Genomic DNA, 16,335 nt, shown 5'->3' with positions numbered 1-16,335 from the left:
TATTATTCTTCTCCCATAAAGGTTGACATCACAGCATCACTCACACCCATATTACTAAAACCTCCATCGTGGAATAAATTTTGCAAAGTGACACGTTTAGTTAAATCACTAAATAAGGATACGGTGTAATTAGCACAATCTAAAGCGGTTGCATTACCAAGTGGTGACATTTTATCGGCATAAGCAATAAACCCATCAAAGCCTTTAACGCCATTTCCTGCAGTCGTTGGCGTTGGCGATTGTGAAATGGTATTCACTCTTACTTTTTTATCTCTCCCAAAAAAATAGCCGAAGCTACGCGCAATACTTTCTAGATACGCTTTATTATCTGCCATATCATTATAATCCGGAAACACACGTTGCGCAGCCATATAGGTTAATGCAACAATGCTTCCCCACTCGTTCATAGCATCACTTTTATATAATGTCTGCATTACTTTATGAAAAGACATCGCAGACACATCGGTTCCTTTTTGCGTCCATTCATAATTTTGGTCAGTATAATGTTTGCCTTTACGCACGTTAATAGACATACCTATTGAATGCAATACAAAATCTATTTTACCACCAAGAATCTCCATAGATTTATCAATTAAGTTTTGTAAATCTTCAACCGAAGTAGCATCAGCAGGGATAATTTGAGAACCAGTCTTTTCGGCCAACTCATTAATTTGCCCCATTCGCATAGCTACTGGCGCATTGGTTAATACAAATTGACCGCCTTCTTCATGAACTCGCTCAGCAGTTTTCCAAGCGATAGAGTTTTCGTCTAAAGCACCAAAAATAATTCCCTTTTTTCCTTTAAGTAAATTGTATGACATAATGCGTTAATTTGTTGATTCGTTTAGCTATTAAATTTAAAAAGCCAAAAATACTAAACTTTTAACTTTTAACTTAACACTTTTATTTTTTTTCAATTTAATAATTCTTTAGCGTGAGCAATAGCAGATGATGACATCTCCAACCCACCTAACATTTGAGCTATTTCTACGATACGTTCATCATGATTCAATTTAACCAAATTCGTCTGAGTAACCTCATTGACATCTTCCTTAAACACTTTAAAATGCGAATGTCCTTTTGCTGCAATTTGCGGTAAATGTGTAATAGAAAATACTTGCATCGTCTTGCTCATTTCCAACATAATGTCGCCCATTTTATTAGAAATTTCCCCGGAAACTCCTGTATCAATCTCGTCAAACATAATAGTCGGTAACTGAATATATTTCGATAAAACCGACTTTATAGCCAACATAATTCTTGATAATTCTCCACCAGAAGCTGCTTTTTTCAATTCGTTAAAACTACCGCCTTTATTAGCTGAAAACAAAAAGGACAACTCATCTTTTCCATTAGTAAAATAATGATCGGCGTAACTTAGGTCAATTTTAAATTGCGCATTTGGCATGCCCAAACTCATTAAAATATCTTGTAATTGTTTTGTTAATGTTGGAATAACTTCTAACCGTTTATCATGAATATTCTTTGAAATAAGGTTTAAATCTTTTTCCTTCTTTGATATTTCTAATTGTTTTTTTTGAATGGTATCATCTAAATTTTCAGTATAAGATACTTTTTCTTCTAAATTATTTTTGATGTTTATTAATTCCGAAACCTCTGCTGTAGCATGCTTTTGCATCAAATTATGAAGCTTTTGCAACTTCATATTAACGGCTTCCAGTCTATTTGGATTTGCTTCTAAATGCTCTTGAAACACATCTATTTCTCCAAAAACATCATCTAAATCAATTAAGCTACTGTTGACTCTATTAAATAAATCTTCATATTTAGACGACATACTTGCTAATTTTTGAAGGCTATTTTTCAACAGGGTTAATGTTGAAATAACACCTATTTGCTCTTCGCCCAAAAGTTGATGGGATTCCGCCAATTTCTCCTTAATAGACTCGACATTATTTAAGGTTTCGTATTCTTCTTCAAGTGATTCCAATTCGCCAACAACCAAATTAGCATCAACCAATTCTTTTAATAAAAATGAATTATAATCGTACTCTTTTATCGCTTCTGTTTGAAAATGAACCAATTCATTTAATTGTTTCTGAAGTACTTTATGTGCTTTTAATTCAGTCTTATAATTTTCAAGTTCCTGGTCATTATTTGCCAACGCATCAATAATTTGAAACTGAAAATCGTTACTTGTCAATTCTAGTGTTTGGTGTTGTGAATGTATGTCAATCAGCCTTTCACCTAAAAGCTGTAAACTATTTAAATTAACTGGAGAATCATTTACGAAAGCTCTGGATTTACCAGAAGGTAAAATTTCTCTTCGGATAATCGTTTGCTCTTCATAATCAAAATCTTCTGCTTTAAAAAGAGATTGTAAATGATAGTTAGAAATACTAAAAGCTGCTTCAATCACACATTTTTCATCGGCATTTTTTAAACTACTTAAATCGGCACGCTTCCCTAAAACCAAAGACAAAGCCCCCAAAAGTATGGATTTACCTGCTCCAGTTTCACCAGTAATAACAGAAAAACCATCATTAAAGTTCACCTGAAGATTATCGATTAAAGCATAGTTTTTTATAGAAAGTGATATTAACAAAAGTGCCTTGGGATTTAAAAAATTATTGAAATAAATATACGCGAGTTTTAAATTGAATACAACTTAAAACTTAATATTTTGCCATTTGCTACTGTGCATAGGAGCCACTTTTTGAAGCGTTTCTTTAACACTAGCAATATTTACATTAGGACCTCCAGTAAAAATTTGCTCAATTTCATCAGCTTTTGAATCAAAAAACGTACGTAATAAAAAAGAGTTAGGTCGTCTGGAATTCATCGTTTCAAACTGTTTTAAGGCTGTAGCAATTTTTTCTTTTGCTAACTTAGGGTTTTCACTCATCAAATCTAAACCTTCTCTATGATAACTATAAACGACATCTCTAAATTCCTTGAAGGTTGTAGATAAAACGTTGTCAATTAAAGCAAACCTGCTTTGTAAACCATCTTCTAATTTCCAGCCTTTATAATTTTCTTGTCTAGAATAATTAGCAATGGTTTGAGCTTGTTTATAGTAAGATTGCCCCCCCTCTTTGGCAAAGGAATCGGCATCTAACGCTAAAATCATATATACATGAAATGCTATAACCGAAACTAAATTAGATTGATATTGATTAGGATTAAAAATTAAGTTTTGAAATTCTAAATACCTAAAATTAAAATCTTTATCATTAAAATTATAGATTGGTGAGGTATATGATGACCCATAAACAGGTCGAGAAGATTGCACTTGTATGGTTCCTTGAAATGATTCTCCACTATAATCTGAAATAGTCAAAGTCATACTACAATTAATACGTTCTTGTGAGGAGAACGTTTTGCTTGTCCAAGTTGTATTATTTACAAACTCAGTCAATTGATTCTGAAGGGTTTTAAATATTTGCAAATTTTCATTTCCTGTTTGGCGGGCATTAACCACAACATTACAGTTTAACTCCTGAGAAAATCCTGAAAAAGTTATAAAAAATGAAACTAAAAGAACTATTATACTACGCATTTAGTTGTTTTATTATTTCGTTTAATAAGTCTGTGGCAACTTCAGCTTTAGACTTTAATTGAAATTCGGTTATTTCGTTTTTATCATTTATAAAAGTGACTTTATTGGTTTCGGTTTTAAAACCAGCACCAGAGTCATTTAACGAATTTAACACAATTAAGTCTAAATTTTTTCTTTTGAGCTTATCTTTTGCATTTTCAATCTCATTGTTGGTCTCTAAAGCAAAACCTACTAAGAATTGATGGGTTTTAATAGCTCCTAATGATGCTAAAATATCCTTGGTTTTTTCCAGCTCTAAAGTCAACGTATTGTCAGATTTTTTTATTTTTTGGGAAGCTACTTCTTTTGGCTTAAAGTCGGCTACAGCTGCCGATAAAATTGCAATATCACTATTTTCAAAATACCTGTGAACTGCATTGTACATGTCTTCTGCACTTACAACAGGCACCATATTAATTAACGCATGTGATACTTTTTCGTGAGTAGGACCCGTAATTAAAATAACCTCAGCACCTAAATGGGCTGATGCTTTAGCAATTTCAAAGCCCATTTTACCACTAGAATGGTTTCCTATAAAACGAACAGGATCAATAGCTTCATATGTTGGGCCTGCTGTAATAAGAATTCTTTTTCCTTTAAGCGGTAACTTATTAAGGATATCATTTTCAATAAATTGTAAAATATTTTCTGGTTCCGCCATTCTTCCTTCACCAACTAAACCACTAGCTAGCTCACCACTTGTAGCTGGAATCATAATGTTTCCATAGCTTTTTAATGTTTTAAAAGAGTGTAAAGTACTTTCATGCTTGTACATATCTAAATCCATGGCAGGCGCAAAATAAACAGGACATTTAGCAGACAAATAGGTTGCTAACAATAAATTGTCACAAATGCCATTTGCCATTTTAGACATGGTATTGGCTGTTGCTGGAGCAATAAGAAAAATGTCTGCCCAAAGGCCTAAATCGACATGACTGTTCCATATAGCATTGTCATCTTCTTCATTTGTAAAAGATGAGTATACAGGATGCTTTGAAAGTGTCGATAAGGTTAGTGGAGTAATAAAGTCTTTAGAAGCAGGTGTCATAACGACTTTTACGCTAGCACCAGTTTTAACAAACAATCTTACCAGGGAAGCTGTTTTATAAGCGGCAATACCAGCGCTTATGCCTAGTAATATGTTTTTGCCGCTTAATATTGACATTTTAAAAATTATTCCTGAGAATCGTCCTCAGTATTTCTAAAATAAATTTTGTCTGTTAACCATTCTTGAACAGCTAATGCATGAGGTTTGGGTAATTTTTCGTAAAATTTAGAAACCTCGATTTGTTCTTTGTTTTCAAAGATTTCTTCAAGACTGTCATTGTAGGTTGCAAATTCTTCCAACTTATCAATTAATTCTCTTTTAATCTCTGTATTAATTTGCTCAGCACGTCTTGCAATGATAGAAATTGATTCGTAGATATTCTCTGTTGGCTCATCAATTTGATTTCTATCGTAAGTTATAGTGTTAACTGGAGCGTTAGTTCTTTTTAAATCCATTGTTATTGTTATTTAACTTTTATTGCTGTAATTTTTTAATTCTTCTTCTAACATAAATGCCATTTTATCGGCATCTTGAATGTATTTTGAATCTGAATATATTTTTTTAAAGGACGTATAATACTCTTTAGCTTGTTTTAACCGGAATTCTTTTTTATACTCCACACTATTCATGGCTTGTTGATAAGCAGCGTCAAACTTATAAAATAAAGCATCCTCTCTTAGTTTGGATCCTGGAAATTGAAAAACAAAATTATCAAAAGATTTTATAGCGGCATTAAAATCTTTAGTATAACCAGGTGCAATTAAAGCATACTGCTTAGCTATTTCAAATGCTTTTTTCTCTAATTTAAAATCCAATTCTTTAAAAAGCTGATTGGCTTCGGTCGCATATTCAGACTCCGGATATAAATTGAGGAAATTCTGTAATTTTTCAATAGCATCTACCGTTTCTTTTTGATCTTTAGAAAATATCGGAGATAACATATAATAACTTTTGGCACTTAAAAAAGCGGCTTCTTCTACTTTTTCACTTTTAGGATAGCTAGCTACAAAGCGTTCCAATTGATAACCAGCCGTATAATACTCTTTCAATTTATAAAAAGAAATGGAATATTGATACATCAATTTTTCAGCCTGTGGTTTTCCTTTATAACTTGGTACAATTTGAGCAAAAAGCTTATTAGCCTTTTCATATTTACCTTGGTTAAAAAGAGAATCTCCCAATTTAAACTTTGTTGCTATATCTTCAGACTTTAAAGCCTTTTGATACTCGCTACAAGAGCTTAATACGGAAAGTAATAGTACTATATAAAGAAAATGTTTCATCAGTTTGTCTTCTCGCTTCTTATCTGTCAGATATAATTCGCTTAATTAACATTAAAGTTTTATTATCAAAAACATCAACTAGGCTCATTTCATAAATTTTAAACAGGAGGCAAAATTAAGTTATTATAATGGATTTTAAAAATATAATTTTTTTACTAAAATAGCCTCTAAAATACAGTAACAATAAGGTTTAAGTTATATTTAACACTAATATTGATTTACAAAATCTAAAATTTTGGCCTTCAAATTATCAGATGCTGGAACCAAAGGCAACCTAACCGTATCTTGACATAAATTTAAAGCTTCAAAAACAGCTTTAATACCTGCGGGATTATTTTCCTCAAAAATATAGCCAATAACATCTATTAATTTATAATGAAGTTTAAAAGCTTCTTTAGACTCGCCTTTTAATCCTAAACGAATCATATTTGAAAAATCCTTTGGAAATCCTTGACCTATTACAGAAATAACACCAGCACCACCAGCCAAAACAACTCCAAGGGCTAAATCATCATCTCCCGAAATAATTAAAAAATCTTCTGGCTTATCTTTTAATAGTTTATAATATTGAACAATATTATTCCCGGCCTCTTTAACTCCTATAATATTTTTAAAATCTTTGGCCAATCTTAAAGTAGTCTCTGGCTCCATATTCTTTGATGTGCGACCAGGCACGTTATATAAAATAACAGGAATAGGAGACGCTTCAGAAACAGCCTTGAAATGTTGATAAACGCCTTCTTGTGTTGGTTTTGTATAGTAAGGAGATACCGATAAGATGGCATCGATTCCACTTAAATTGGTTGTTTTTATTTCTTCAATAACTTGCAGGGTATTATTCCCACCAATACCCAAAACCATTGGTACGCGCCCTTTATTAGCTTTAGAAATAGTTTCTATTATATCTTTTTTCTCTTGCTTTGTAATGGTTACACTTTCTGCAGTTGTACCACAAATAACAAGATAATCTATTCCATTATCTATATTGAAGTTAACGATGTTTGTTAACGCCTCATGATCTACACTTAAATCTGATTTAAACGGTGTAACCAAAGCAACTCCAGTTCCTAGAAACTTACTATTCATTTTTTAATTTTATTTAATATAGTTAGGTATTTAAAAACCTCATTTTCAAATACATCAAATTCTTTTAAATTGGTGTTAATAATTAAATCATTTAACCTAGGGTCATTCTGCAAAATCCCCACTTTAAAATGAGCTTTAGATAGGGCTGTCATCAATTTTAATTCTAAATCTTCTGCCAAATAATAACTAATTAAAACATCGAATTTTTTATCTAGAAAAGCTTGCAATTCCACATTTTTAATCTCTCCTTTCCATCCAAAGTCATCTTCATTAAAACATAAGTCCCAAGTATTTAAATTGGTTTTTTTATCTTTAGTAAATCCTATCACCTTAAAATTATTGGGGTGTACTTTTATTTTTTCGGCTAAATTTTTAAACAACCCAAAATTTTCAATTTCGTCCATATTAAAAACCACACCCAAGCTTTCAATCTTACTATCATCAACGTTCACATAACGTTTGGATAACATTTTATTTAAATACTTTTTATTTGAATTTACTTTAAAAACCCTTAAAAACATTTATCTTTATACTTTGCGCAAAGGTAACAAAAGTAGATTCAAAATATTAGCAAAATTTCACAAGTATCTGTTATGAATTTTAAACCTCTTTTTTTTTATTTGTTTTTATTATTGGTTTTCGGATGTAAGGAATCTCATTTATATTTAGAAAAAATAGAAGGAAAACAAATTTCTATTTCGGATAGCTTACCTGTTAAAAGTGACATTGAAGCATTTATAAAACCTTATAGAGCACACATACAAAAAGATTTAGATAGCGTTTTAGCCTATTCAGCAGATACTTACACAAAATCTGATGGCGAATTTAATACGGCTATCGGCAACTTTATGGCTGATGCTGTTTATGATGAAGCCAACCCCATTTTTAAAAGCCGAACAGGTAAAAATATAGATATGGTTTTGTTAAACCATGGAGGTATTCGCTCCATCATCTCAAAAGGAAATATCACTACCCGAACTGCTTTTGAATTGATGCCTTTTGAAAACACACTATTAGTAGTTGAAATGAAAGGAAGTCAATTGGATAGTCTGGTTGACTATTTAAGCAAATCTAAAAAAGCGCATCCAATATCAAAATTAAAATTAGTTATCAATAAAGATTTCAATATTGTTGAAGCCACCATAAACAGAAAAGCCATTGAAAACAACAAAACCTATTATGTAGCTACCAACGATTATTTGTTTAATGGAGGTGATAACATGAATTTCTTTAAACCAAATGATAGTGTTTACAACTTAAATTATAAAATCAGAAATGCTTTGATAGATAACTTTAAAAAAGTAGACACCATAAAACCTGTTATTGATGACAGATTCATTCAAATAAAATAAAGATTTCACAACATGAAACGTAGAGATTTTTTACAAAAAACATCCGTAGCAACTGGTTTATTGACACTTGGCGGTTTGGGTTTGCAATCGTTTTCAACTGCTCCAAAGACTTCTAAAATCACCATTTTACACACGAATGATGTACATAGCCATATAGACGTTTTTGGCCCAGAAGATGGCAGAAATGCTAATAAAGGCGGTGTTGCTAGAAGAGCCAGTCTGATAGAGTCTATTAGACATGAAAATCCAAATACCTTATTATTAGATGCTGGCGATATTTTTCAAGGAACCCCTTACTTTAATTATTATGGAGGAGAACTAGAATTTAAGCTAATGAGTATGCTGAAATACGACGCATCAACCATTGGCAATCATGATTTTGACAATGGCATAGATGGCCTATATGCACAATTGCCACATGCTAAATTTGATTTTATATGTTCAAATTATGATTTTTCAAATACAATTATGGACACACACACCAAGCCTTATCGAGTGTTTAAAAAAGACAATATTAAAATAGGCGTTTTTGGTTTAGGGATTGAATTAGATGGATTAGTAGACAAGAACATGTATAAAGAAACCAAATATCTGAACCCTTTGGAAACAGCACAAGAAATGAGTCGAATTTTAAAAGAAAATGAGTCCTGTGATTTAATTGTTTGCCTATCTCATTTAGGCTATGATTACAAAGACAATCCCAATAAAATAAGTGATTTAAAATTAGCTGCTGCAACAAAAGATATTGATTTAATTATTGGCGGTCATACACATACTTTTTTATCTAAACCAGCTATCGTTAGCAATATAGAAGGCAAAAATATGCTCGTAAACCAAGTAGGCTGTTATGGTATCAATTTAGGCAGGATTGATTTTTATTTTGATTCTGAAAAAAATAAAACAGCTAATGGAACCTCCATCGTTATTTAAGCCATAATATTATCTCCAGAATAAGCCTCTTCTCTTACATTTCTTCTGATATATGTTTCTCTTTCCGTGTTGTTAGTTTCAATCACATACTTGAAAGCAAAGAACAGACCTGTGACATATAGCAATCTATCAATCATCAAAATACTCCAATTATAAATATAATAGTGAACTACGTAATTTAAAATATCAGAGAAAGCAAAACATATAGACATTATTAAAAAAAGAATGGATGCTTTTGTTTGTTTACCAAGATATACTGCAAAAGAAATAAATACTAAAAATATTAATGCCATACTTTTAGCTCCAAACAAAACCATTTCTGTACTGTCTACTATTACAGCTTTTAAAATACCACATAAGGTGCATAAAAAATAACCATTTATTAATAAAATTCCCAGCAAGTAAAAACCAACTACCTTATCAACATCCGCAAGTTTAAACTTAGAAATAGATATAACAATCAACACTAAATATCCAAACAGGTACATAATATTTGAAGTATTAGTATTAGAATCATTTAGTAAGAATAAAGTCGAAAAGTCTCCAAAAAAAGAAAACATCAAAAAAGCAGCAAAAGCTAAATTCAATCTTTTATTCTTAATAAAGAAAACTATTAAAAAACATGGAATCAATATGGCTTTAAACGTATTTAAAAACAAAGCATCTTCACTGTACGCTGTATAAAAATTCACAGTTAATAAAGACAATAGTGCTAAAAAAAACACAGCATTATAACTTATTTTAAATATATTTTTCATGGTTGATTTATAAGTAGGGGCTACAAATGTAATAAATTACATCGATAAAAACAAGCATTTCATCGATTATATTGTTAAATTTCAATTTAATTAGTGATTAGCGAAACGAACTAGCGATAAGTCATGACCAATTATTCGTCTAACAATTAAAATACATCTATGAAAAAGCACCTACCTCTCATCCTAAGAATTATTGTTGCCGTTATTCTAATTCAAACATTACGTTTTAAATTTACCGCACATCCTGATAGTGTTTACATTTTTACTAAAGCTGGCTTAGAACCAGTAGGAAGAATTGTTATTGGAGCTATAGAACTTATAGCTGGCATTTTTTTATTCATTCCAAAAACAATATGGCTTGGAACAGTATTGACTTTAGGAATTATTGTCAGTGCTATATTTATGCATTTAACAAGATTGGGCATTGAAATAAATGGAGACAGAGGCATTTTATTCTATACAGCCATATTAACTTTTATACTTGCCGCAATTATTCTTTATTTATATAGAAAAACAGTCCCTTTTTTAAAAAGAAATTAATTAATCATCATGTGATTTATTCGCTCTTCATCCTTAAGCTTAGACTGTTGGTAAAAGAAATAAAAAGCTAATAGAGAGAGGGAAACAGCTAAAAAATTCAATAGATTTTGCTTTGTAACATACAGATAAGCTACACTTATTACTTCAGAAAACACTATGCATAAAGAACCTACAAATAAATATAAAGACTTTTTGTTATCTCTATAAAAATAATTTAAAAGAGAACTAGACAATAATAACAATACAATAATATTATAAAACATCTCAACAAAATATTCATAGTTTAATTCCACATGAGGATCTATAATGTGCTGCAAAACATAAACAATGTAAACATTTAAAGCAGTTAAGACGACTAAATGCATTTTGAAATTTTTAAGAAGATGAATCAAACTAATCGATTTACAAATATTAATAAGCAGCATTAAATAAGCAAAAATGTATAATGAGTTACCTAAAAAATAATCTACATCACTACTTAATTTATCTGAAATTAAAGCTAAAAGCTCTGATATAGAATAAAAAATTAAAAACAAATTAAAAAAGATCGACCTTTCTCTAACAGTAACAAAATACATTAAAGCAAAAAAAGGAAAAATCAAAGATCTTAAATAAAAAGCTATTAAATCATTTCCCCTAAATTCAAAAATAGCAAAAAGTACATAAATCAATAACAGTAAACCAACCAAGATTTTAAACTTGTTCATGAGAGACATAAAATTGTTACTTTGCAAATATAAACATTATTTTTACAATTAAACGATAAAAAAATACATTTTATCGATAAAATGATTACTTTTTATTTTATTTTTTGAAGAAATTCACTTTCATTTATCAATAGAATATTTAAATCTTCTGCTTTTTTCTTTTTACTTGGCCCCATATTTTCTCCTGCTACAATAAAGCTTGTTTTTGATGAAATGGAACTACTTACCTTACCCCCATTGTCTTCAATAAGTTTTTTGAGCTCATCGCGCGAAAATCTTTCAAAAACACCTGATATGACGATACTCTGACCTTGAAGAATATTTGTTTGCCCCATTAGTTGTTCTGCAGACATTTCTAATTGAACACCAAATTGTTTCAAACGCTCTATGATAAACTTGTTTTTTTCTGAATTAAAAAACTCAACGACACTCTCTGCTATTTTGATTCCTATTTCATCTACATTTACTAAATCTGTTACCGAAGCATGAGCAATCGCAACTATATTCTTATAATGTTTTGCTAATTTTTTGGCGACCGTTTCTCCTACATAACGAATTCCTAAAGCATACACAACCCTTTCAAATGGAATATTTTTTGATTGTTTGATCCCATAAATTAAATTGTCGGCACTTTTTTCAGCCATGCGTTCCAAAGGAATAATCTGTTCTTTGGTTAATTCATATAAATCTGAATAGTCACTAATTAAGCCATTATTTACAAGAAGTGCCACGGTTTCTCCACCCAACCCTTCAATATCCATGGCTTTCCTGGAAATGTAATGCTGAATACGTCCAATAATCTGAGGCTTACAACCATTATAATTAGGACAATAATGTTGCGCTTCGCCTTCTTGTCTTACCAATAGAGTACCACATTCAGGACAATTAGAAATATATTGTGTTGGTTGAGAATGTGAAGGACGTAAATTCAAATCTACGGCTATTATCTTTGGAATAATCTCGCCACCTTTTTCAACAAACACCTCATCACCTACCCTAATATCCAACTTTTCAATTTGATCGGCATTATGCAAAGAGGCCCGTTTCACAATGGTTCCTGCCAACTCAACGGGTTCTAAATTAGCAACGGGTGTAATTGCTCCAGTACGCCCCACTTGATATGAAATACTGTTCAGCCTTGTTGACACCCGTTCTGCTTTAAACTTATAAGCTATCGCCCACCGGGGAGATTTAGCGGTATAGCCCAATTCTTCTTGTTGGTCTAAATTATCAACCTTAATAACCACACCGTCGGTTTCGTAAGGCAAATTATGGCGATGCACATCCCAATATGAAATGAATTCCAAAACCTCATCCATTGAAGATACCAACTTGGATGCCATAGGAACTTTAAATCCCCACGCTCTAGCTTTTGTTAACCCTTCAAACTGCGAATGAACTCCTAAATTAGTTCCGGTTAAATTATAAAGCAAACATTCCAATGGACGTTTTGCAACTTCTGCACTATCTTGCAATTTTAAACTTCCCGAAGCTGTATTTCTTGGATTTCTATACGGCTCTTCACCAATTTCAATACGTTCTTCATTCATTTTATTAAAACCATCAATTGGTAAAATAATTTCGCCACGAATGTCAAACTTGGGAGGATAATCACCTTTTAATCTTAAAGGAACCGATTTAATGGTTTTCACATTGGCCGTGATATTATCTCCCTGAAAACCATCACCTCTCGTAACGGCTTTAACCAATAGACCATTTTCATAAGTTAAACTAATGGAAGCACCGTCGTATTTTAATTCACACACATACTGAATATCACCATCAATCATCTTTTTTAACCGACTTTCCCAATCGAATAAATCTTCTTTAGAATAGGAATTGTCTAATGAATACATACGGTACTCATGAGGAATAGTCTCAAAATTTTTAGTGATTTCCCCTCCTACACGTTGTGTTGGCGAATGGATATCAAAAAATTCTGGATGTTGATTTTCAAGTTCTTGAAGTTCTTTTAGCTTCAAATCAAATTCTAAATCTGAAATCGTCGGATTGTCCAATACATAATAATTATAATTATGCTCGTTTAGTTCATCCCTAAGCTTTAATATATGTTCTTGAATACTATTCATCATGCTATTTGCCCTTTAATCATTCTATCCTTTTTAAAAATATCTTGTTTTAATTCAATATTCATAAAGTTATGGTCTTTCAATAATTGTACCATGTCGCCGCCAAGATATTCATTAATTTCAAAAAAAAGCAACCCATTATCAGTCAAATTATTAACAGCGAACTTTGTGATAGCTTTATAAAATTGCAACGGATCCTCATCTTCTACAAATAACGCCAAATGAGGTTCGTTATTTAAAACATTGGCTTTCATTTGTTCTTTTTCTTTTTCCCTAACATAGGGCGGATTGGAAACAATAATATCGAATTTAAAATCAGTCACCCCTTTTCTCTCTTCAATCTTCAAAATATCAACTTCCATAAATCCGACTTCAGCTTCATTTAATTTCGCATTTAGCTTAGCAACATTTAATGCCTCACTGCTAACATCTAAAGCATACACCTTTGCTTTCTGCATATGTTTAGCTAACGAAATAGCAATACAACCACTCCCAGTTCCAATATCCAATATCGTTAGTTGGTGATTGGTGGTTGGTGGTTGGTGGTTTAGTACCCAATCTACCAATTCTTCAGTTTCTGGTCTTGGTATCAAAACGTTTTGGTTCACTTTAAAAGGCAATCCAAAAAACTCGGTGTCACCTATGATGTACTGAATAGGCTCTTCATTTTTTAAACGCTCCAATCCATTAAGAATTTTTTCCATATCATCAATAGCTAGCTCTGGATTCATAGCTAATTTGATTCTAGTGATATTATAAAAGGATTCAGCCAAAATGAAAAAGAAACTGTCCACTTCATTTGGATCATAAATGGCATCTAATTCTTGATGGTATATATATTGAATAGCTTTCAGTTTCATAACGCTTTTATCATCCAAACACCACAAGAATAATGTCCTGTGCTTCCCAATCCACCTTTCAAATGTTTAAACCCATAACCTTCATATATGTGAATGGCGGCTTTAAGTTGTGGTGCAGATTCTATATAGCTTTGTTTATAACCTAAATCTTTTGCTGCTTGTAAACATCTTTCAAATAATAATTTACCATAACCTTTTCCTCTTATTTCTGGTGAAAAATACATTTTTTGTATTTCACAAATGTCAGTTTCAAAATCTTTTAAAGGTTTCACACCTCCGCCACCTAAAACTTTACCATCGCCTTCAATAACAAAATACACATCATTGTCATTTTGATAAGATTCATACATGCGAGTCGTTTCAACATCTGCATAGGCTGTGCCTTCCAAAGGAATTTTAAATTCATGGAAACAGGCTCTAATAATAGCTTCTATTTGCTTGTTATCCTTGGGTTGAATTTCTCTTATAACGATATTGTTTATACCCATTAATTAATCTTATTTTTGTGCTGTGAATATACATGAAAAATATATAAATCGTTGTATTGAAATCGCCAAAAATGGTTTAGGAAGCACTCGCCCCAATCCTATGGTGGGCAGTGTTATTGTTCATAATCACACCATTATTGGCGAAGGTTTTACCAGCTCTTATGGTGGCAATCATGCCGAAGTCAATGCCATAAATGCCGTTGTTGATAAACATTTATTAAAAGAATCGACCTTATATGTGACTTTAGAGCCTTGCTCCCATTTTGGAAAAACACCACCTTGTAGCGACCTAATTGTTGAACATAACATCCCCAATGTGGTTATTGGATGTATGGATGATAATATTAAAGTAGCTGGAAAAGGCATTGAAAAACTTAAAAATTCTGGTTGCAACGTCACTGTAGGTATTTTAGAAGCTGAATGTAGAGAACATCACAAACGATTCTTTACATTCCACAACAAAAAACGTCCTTATATCATTTTAAAATGGGCAGAAAGCTCGGATGGTTTTATGGCGCCAGAAACCAAAAATGAACAAAAACCAGTTTGGATTAGCAACGACTATTCCAGACAATTAACCCATAAATGGCGTGCCGAAGAACAAGCCATTTTAGTAGGTACCAATACGGTCTTACAAGATAATCCGAGCTTAACTGTTCGAGATTGGACAGGACAAAATCCAATCAGAATTGTTTTGGATAAAGATGTAAAACTATCTAAAAAGCTGGCAGTTTTTAACGAAGAAGCTCAAATAATTCTCATTTCAAAAAACGACTTGGATTTCTCAAAACAAGTCGCTAATAAAATTTGTAATATTTTATTTCAAAGTGATATAAACTCAGTAATTATAGAAGGTGGCAGACAGATGCTTCAAACTTTCTTAGATGAAGATTTATGGGATGAAGCCAGAATCTTCATAGGAAGTATTTCTTTTAATAAAGGTATTGAAGCTCCACATTTAAATGGCAAATTAACTTCTAAAGAATGTATCATGGGTGATATTCTTAACATTTACAGAAATGATTAAAACTATTATTTTCGATTTTGGCGATGTATTTATCGATTTGGATATTGAAGGTTTCACACAAAATGCCTTTAACCATTTTAAAATCGCTTCTTTCTCTGAAGAGATGTTAGCTTTTAACAGTCTTTATGAACAAGGCTTAATTTCAACTGATGAATTTTTAGAATTTTACAGTGAAAACTTTCCTGAATTTCCCAAAGAAGCACTTATTAACATTTGGAATTTCATACTGAGAGATTTTCCAAAACATAGACTTGAATTTTTAAATGAATTAAAGAACACTTCAAAATATAAATTGATTCTTTTGAGCAATACCAACGAACTTCATATTGATTGGATAAAAAAGCATATTACTTTTTATGAAACTTTTAAAAATTGCTTTGATGCTTTCTACTTATCTCATGAGATTCATTTAAGAAAACCAAATAAAGATATTTTTGAGTTTGTTTTGCATACAAATAACTTAAATGCCAAAGAATGTTTATTTATTGACGATAATAAAGACAACATTAAAACTGCCAATTCTTTAAATATTAATACGTGGCATATTAATCCTAAAACTGAAGACATTACTACTCTTTTTAAAGTAAAAAACAATCTATTCATTTAA

General features: G+C 31.5%; 18 protein-coding genes. 5 read left to right on the top strand and 13 right to left on the bottom strand.

Annotation, left to right across the window (positions count from 1 at the left end):
• Positions 1–2: 2 nt before the first annotated feature.
• The 8 genes from DKT72_RS00680 to DKT72_RS00645 form a co-directional block, all read right to left on the bottom strand.
• Positions 3–821 (bottom strand): enoyl-ACP reductase FabI, encoded by an 819-nt coding sequence (locus DKT72_RS00680; protein WP_111306791.1) that lies wholly within the window; start codon positions 819–821, stop codon positions 3–5.
• Between the two features lie 92 nt (positions 822–913).
• Positions 914–2,566 carry a DNA repair protein RecN gene (recN, locus tag DKT72_RS00675; RefSeq protein WP_111306790.1) on the bottom strand — a complete coding sequence of 551 codons (1,653 nt, stop codon included), beginning with the start codon at positions 2,564–2,566 and terminating at the stop codon, positions 914–916.
• Positions 2,567–2,629: 63 nt separating this feature from the next.
• Positions 2,630–3,520 (bottom strand): type IX secretion system protein PorD, encoded by an 891-nt coding sequence (gene porD, locus DKT72_RS00670; protein WP_111306789.1) that lies wholly within the window; start codon positions 3,518–3,520, stop codon positions 2,630–2,632.
• The gene (coaBC, locus tag DKT72_RS00665; RefSeq protein WP_111306788.1) at positions 3,513–4,724 is read right to left on the bottom strand and encodes a bifunctional phosphopantothenoylcysteine decarboxylase/phosphopantothenate--cysteine ligase CoaBC; all 1,212 of its coding nucleotides are present in this window, start codon (positions 4,722–4,724) and stop codon (positions 3,513–3,515) included. Before coaBC ends, porD begins: the two co-directional genes overlap by 8 nt.
• Before the next feature lie 8 nt (positions 4,725–4,732).
• A complete protein-coding gene (locus DKT72_RS00660) occupies positions 4,733–5,062 on the bottom strand; it encodes a DNA-directed RNA polymerase subunit omega (protein ID WP_100612303.1) in 330 nt (109 codons plus the stop codon).
• Positions 5,063–5,074: 12 nt separating this feature from the next.
• Positions 5,075–5,890, bottom strand: coding sequence for an outer membrane protein assembly factor BamD (locus DKT72_RS00655; protein ID WP_111306787.1), 816 nt, complete (start codon positions 5,888–5,890; stop codon positions 5,075–5,077).
• Positions 5,891–6,097: 207 nt separating this feature from the next.
• A complete protein-coding gene (gene dapA / locus DKT72_RS00650) occupies positions 6,098–6,976 on the bottom strand; it encodes a 4-hydroxy-tetrahydrodipicolinate synthase (protein ID WP_111306786.1) in 879 nt (292 codons plus the stop codon).
• Complete coding sequence (locus DKT72_RS00645) at positions 6,973–7,497, bottom strand: DUF6913 domain-containing protein (RefSeq protein ID WP_111306785.1); 525 nt, start codon at positions 7,495–7,497, stop codon at positions 6,973–6,975. The genes dapA and DKT72_RS00645 overlap by 4 nt, the downstream gene beginning before the upstream one ends.
• Before the next feature lie 72 nt (positions 7,498–7,569).
• Here DKT72_RS00645 and DKT72_RS00640 point away from each other — a divergent pair, with 72 nt between their 5' ends.
• Both DKT72_RS00640 and DKT72_RS00635 read left to right on the top strand, forming a co-directional pair.
• Positions 7,570–8,328, top strand: a complete 759-nt coding sequence (locus DKT72_RS00640) for a 5'-nucleotidase C-terminal domain-containing protein (RefSeq protein WP_111306784.1) — start codon at positions 7,570–7,572, stop codon at positions 8,326–8,328.
• A gap of 12 nt (positions 8,329–8,340) precedes the next feature.
• Positions 8,341–9,258 (top strand): bifunctional metallophosphatase/5'-nucleotidase, encoded by a 918-nt coding sequence (locus DKT72_RS00635; RefSeq protein ID WP_111306783.1) that lies wholly within the window; start codon positions 8,341–8,343, stop codon positions 9,256–9,258.
• Here the strand turns inward: DKT72_RS00635 and DKT72_RS00630 are convergent.
• Positions 9,255–10,016, bottom strand: a complete 762-nt coding sequence (locus DKT72_RS00630; RefSeq protein ID WP_111306782.1) for a hypothetical protein — start codon at positions 10,014–10,016, stop codon at positions 9,255–9,257. The genes DKT72_RS00635 and DKT72_RS00630 overlap by 4 nt on opposite strands.
• A gap of 159 nt (positions 10,017–10,175) precedes the next feature.
• Here DKT72_RS00630 and DKT72_RS00625 point away from each other — a divergent pair, with 159 nt between their 5' ends.
• Positions 10,176–10,556 (top strand): DoxX family membrane protein, encoded by a 381-nt coding sequence (locus DKT72_RS00625; protein ID WP_111306781.1) that lies wholly within the window; start codon positions 10,176–10,178, stop codon positions 10,554–10,556.
• Here the strand turns inward: DKT72_RS00625 and DKT72_RS00620 are convergent.
• The 4 genes from DKT72_RS00620 to DKT72_RS00605 form a co-directional block, all read right to left on the bottom strand.
• On the bottom strand, positions 10,553–11,263 hold the full coding sequence (locus tag DKT72_RS00620) for a hypothetical protein (RefSeq protein WP_111306780.1): 711 nt from the start codon (positions 11,261–11,263) through the stop codon (positions 10,553–10,555). The genes DKT72_RS00625 and DKT72_RS00620 overlap by 4 nt on opposite strands.
• A gap of 92 nt (positions 11,264–11,355) precedes the next feature.
• Positions 11,356–13,353 (bottom strand): NAD-dependent DNA ligase LigA, encoded by a 1,998-nt coding sequence (ligA, locus tag DKT72_RS00615; protein ID WP_111306779.1) that lies wholly within the window; start codon positions 13,351–13,353, stop codon positions 11,356–11,358.
• Complete coding sequence (gene prmC, locus DKT72_RS00610; RefSeq protein ID WP_111306778.1) at positions 13,353–14,213, bottom strand: peptide chain release factor N(5)-glutamine methyltransferase; 861 nt, start codon at positions 14,211–14,213, stop codon at positions 13,353–13,355. The genes ligA and prmC overlap by 1 nt, the downstream gene beginning before the upstream one ends.
• Complete coding sequence (locus tag DKT72_RS00605) at positions 14,210–14,701, bottom strand: GNAT family N-acetyltransferase (RefSeq protein WP_111306777.1); 492 nt, start codon at positions 14,699–14,701, stop codon at positions 14,210–14,212. The genes prmC and DKT72_RS00605 overlap by 4 nt, the downstream gene beginning before the upstream one ends.
• A 22-nt stretch (positions 14,702–14,723) precedes the next feature.
• Between DKT72_RS00605 and ribD the strand changes: the two genes are divergently transcribed.
• Both ribD and DKT72_RS00595 read left to right on the top strand, forming a co-directional pair.
• On the top strand, positions 14,724–15,728 hold the full coding sequence (gene ribD / locus DKT72_RS00600; RefSeq protein ID WP_111306776.1) for a bifunctional diaminohydroxyphosphoribosylaminopyrimidine deaminase/5-amino-6-(5-phosphoribosylamino)uracil reductase RibD: 1,005 nt from the start codon (positions 14,724–14,726) through the stop codon (positions 15,726–15,728).
• Positions 15,721–16,335, top strand: a complete 615-nt coding sequence (locus tag DKT72_RS00595) for an HAD family hydrolase (protein WP_111306775.1) — start codon at positions 15,721–15,723, stop codon at positions 16,333–16,335. The genes ribD and DKT72_RS00595 overlap by 8 nt, the downstream gene beginning before the upstream one ends.

Source organism: Confluentibacter sediminis, from assembly GCF_003258355.1.
GTDB lineage: Bacteria > Bacteroidota > Bacteroidia > Flavobacteriales > Flavobacteriaceae > Confluentibacter > Confluentibacter sediminis.
This window is presented reverse-complemented; position numbering and strand designations above follow the sequence as displayed.

Excerpts from the sequence above, each read along its gene's own strand:
- DKT72_RS00635 (WP_111306783.1), top strand. The coding sequence starts at position 8,341 with ATGAAACGTAGAGATTTTTTACAAAAAACATCCGTAGCAACTGGTTTA.
- DKT72_RS00660 (WP_100612303.1), bottom strand. The coding sequence starts at position 5,062 with ATGGATTTAAAAAGAACTAACGCTCCAGTTAACACTATAACTTACGAT.
- ligA (WP_111306779.1), bottom strand. The coding sequence starts at position 13,353 with ATGAATAGTATTCAAGAACATATATTAAAGCTTAGGGATGAACTAAAC.
- DKT72_RS00595 (WP_111306775.1), top strand. The coding sequence starts at position 15,721 with ATGATTAAAACTATTATTTTCGATTTTGGCGATGTATTTATCGATTTG.
- DKT72_RS00645 (WP_111306785.1), bottom strand. The coding sequence starts at position 7,497 with ATGTTTTTAAGGGTTTTTAAAGTAAATTCAAATAAAAAGTATTTAAAT.
- DKT72_RS00625 (WP_111306781.1), top strand. The coding sequence starts at position 10,176 with ATGAAAAAGCACCTACCTCTCATCCTAAGAATTATTGTTGCCGTTATT.
- DKT72_RS00630 (WP_111306782.1), bottom strand. The coding sequence starts at position 10,016 with ATGAAAAATATATTTAAAATAAGTTATAATGCTGTGTTTTTTTTAGCA.
- prmC (WP_111306778.1), bottom strand. The coding sequence starts at position 14,213 with ATGAAACTGAAAGCTATTCAATATATATACCATCAAGAATTAGATGCC.
- coaBC (WP_111306788.1), bottom strand. The coding sequence starts at position 4,724 with ATGTCAATATTAAGCGGCAAAAACATATTACTAGGCATAAGCGCTGGT.
- dapA (WP_111306786.1), bottom strand. The coding sequence starts at position 6,976 with ATGAATAGTAAGTTTCTAGGAACTGGAGTTGCTTTGGTTACACCGTTT.
- DKT72_RS00605 (WP_111306777.1), bottom strand. The coding sequence starts at position 14,701 with ATGGGTATAAACAATATCGTTATAAGAGAAATTCAACCCAAGGATAAC.
- DKT72_RS00620 (WP_111306780.1), bottom strand. The coding sequence starts at position 11,263 with ATGAACAAGTTTAAAATCTTGGTTGGTTTACTGTTATTGATTTATGTA.
- DKT72_RS00680 (WP_111306791.1), bottom strand. The coding sequence starts at position 821 with ATGTCATACAATTTACTTAAAGGAAAAAAGGGAATTATTTTTGGTGCT.
- DKT72_RS00640 (WP_111306784.1), top strand. The coding sequence starts at position 7,570 with ATGAATTTTAAACCTCTTTTTTTTTATTTGTTTTTATTATTGGTTTTC.
- porD (WP_111306789.1), bottom strand. The coding sequence starts at position 3,520 with ATGCGTAGTATAATAGTTCTTTTAGTTTCATTTTTTATAACTTTTTCA.
- DKT72_RS00655 (WP_111306787.1), bottom strand. The coding sequence starts at position 5,890 with ATGAAACATTTTCTTTATATAGTACTATTACTTTCCGTATTAAGCTCT.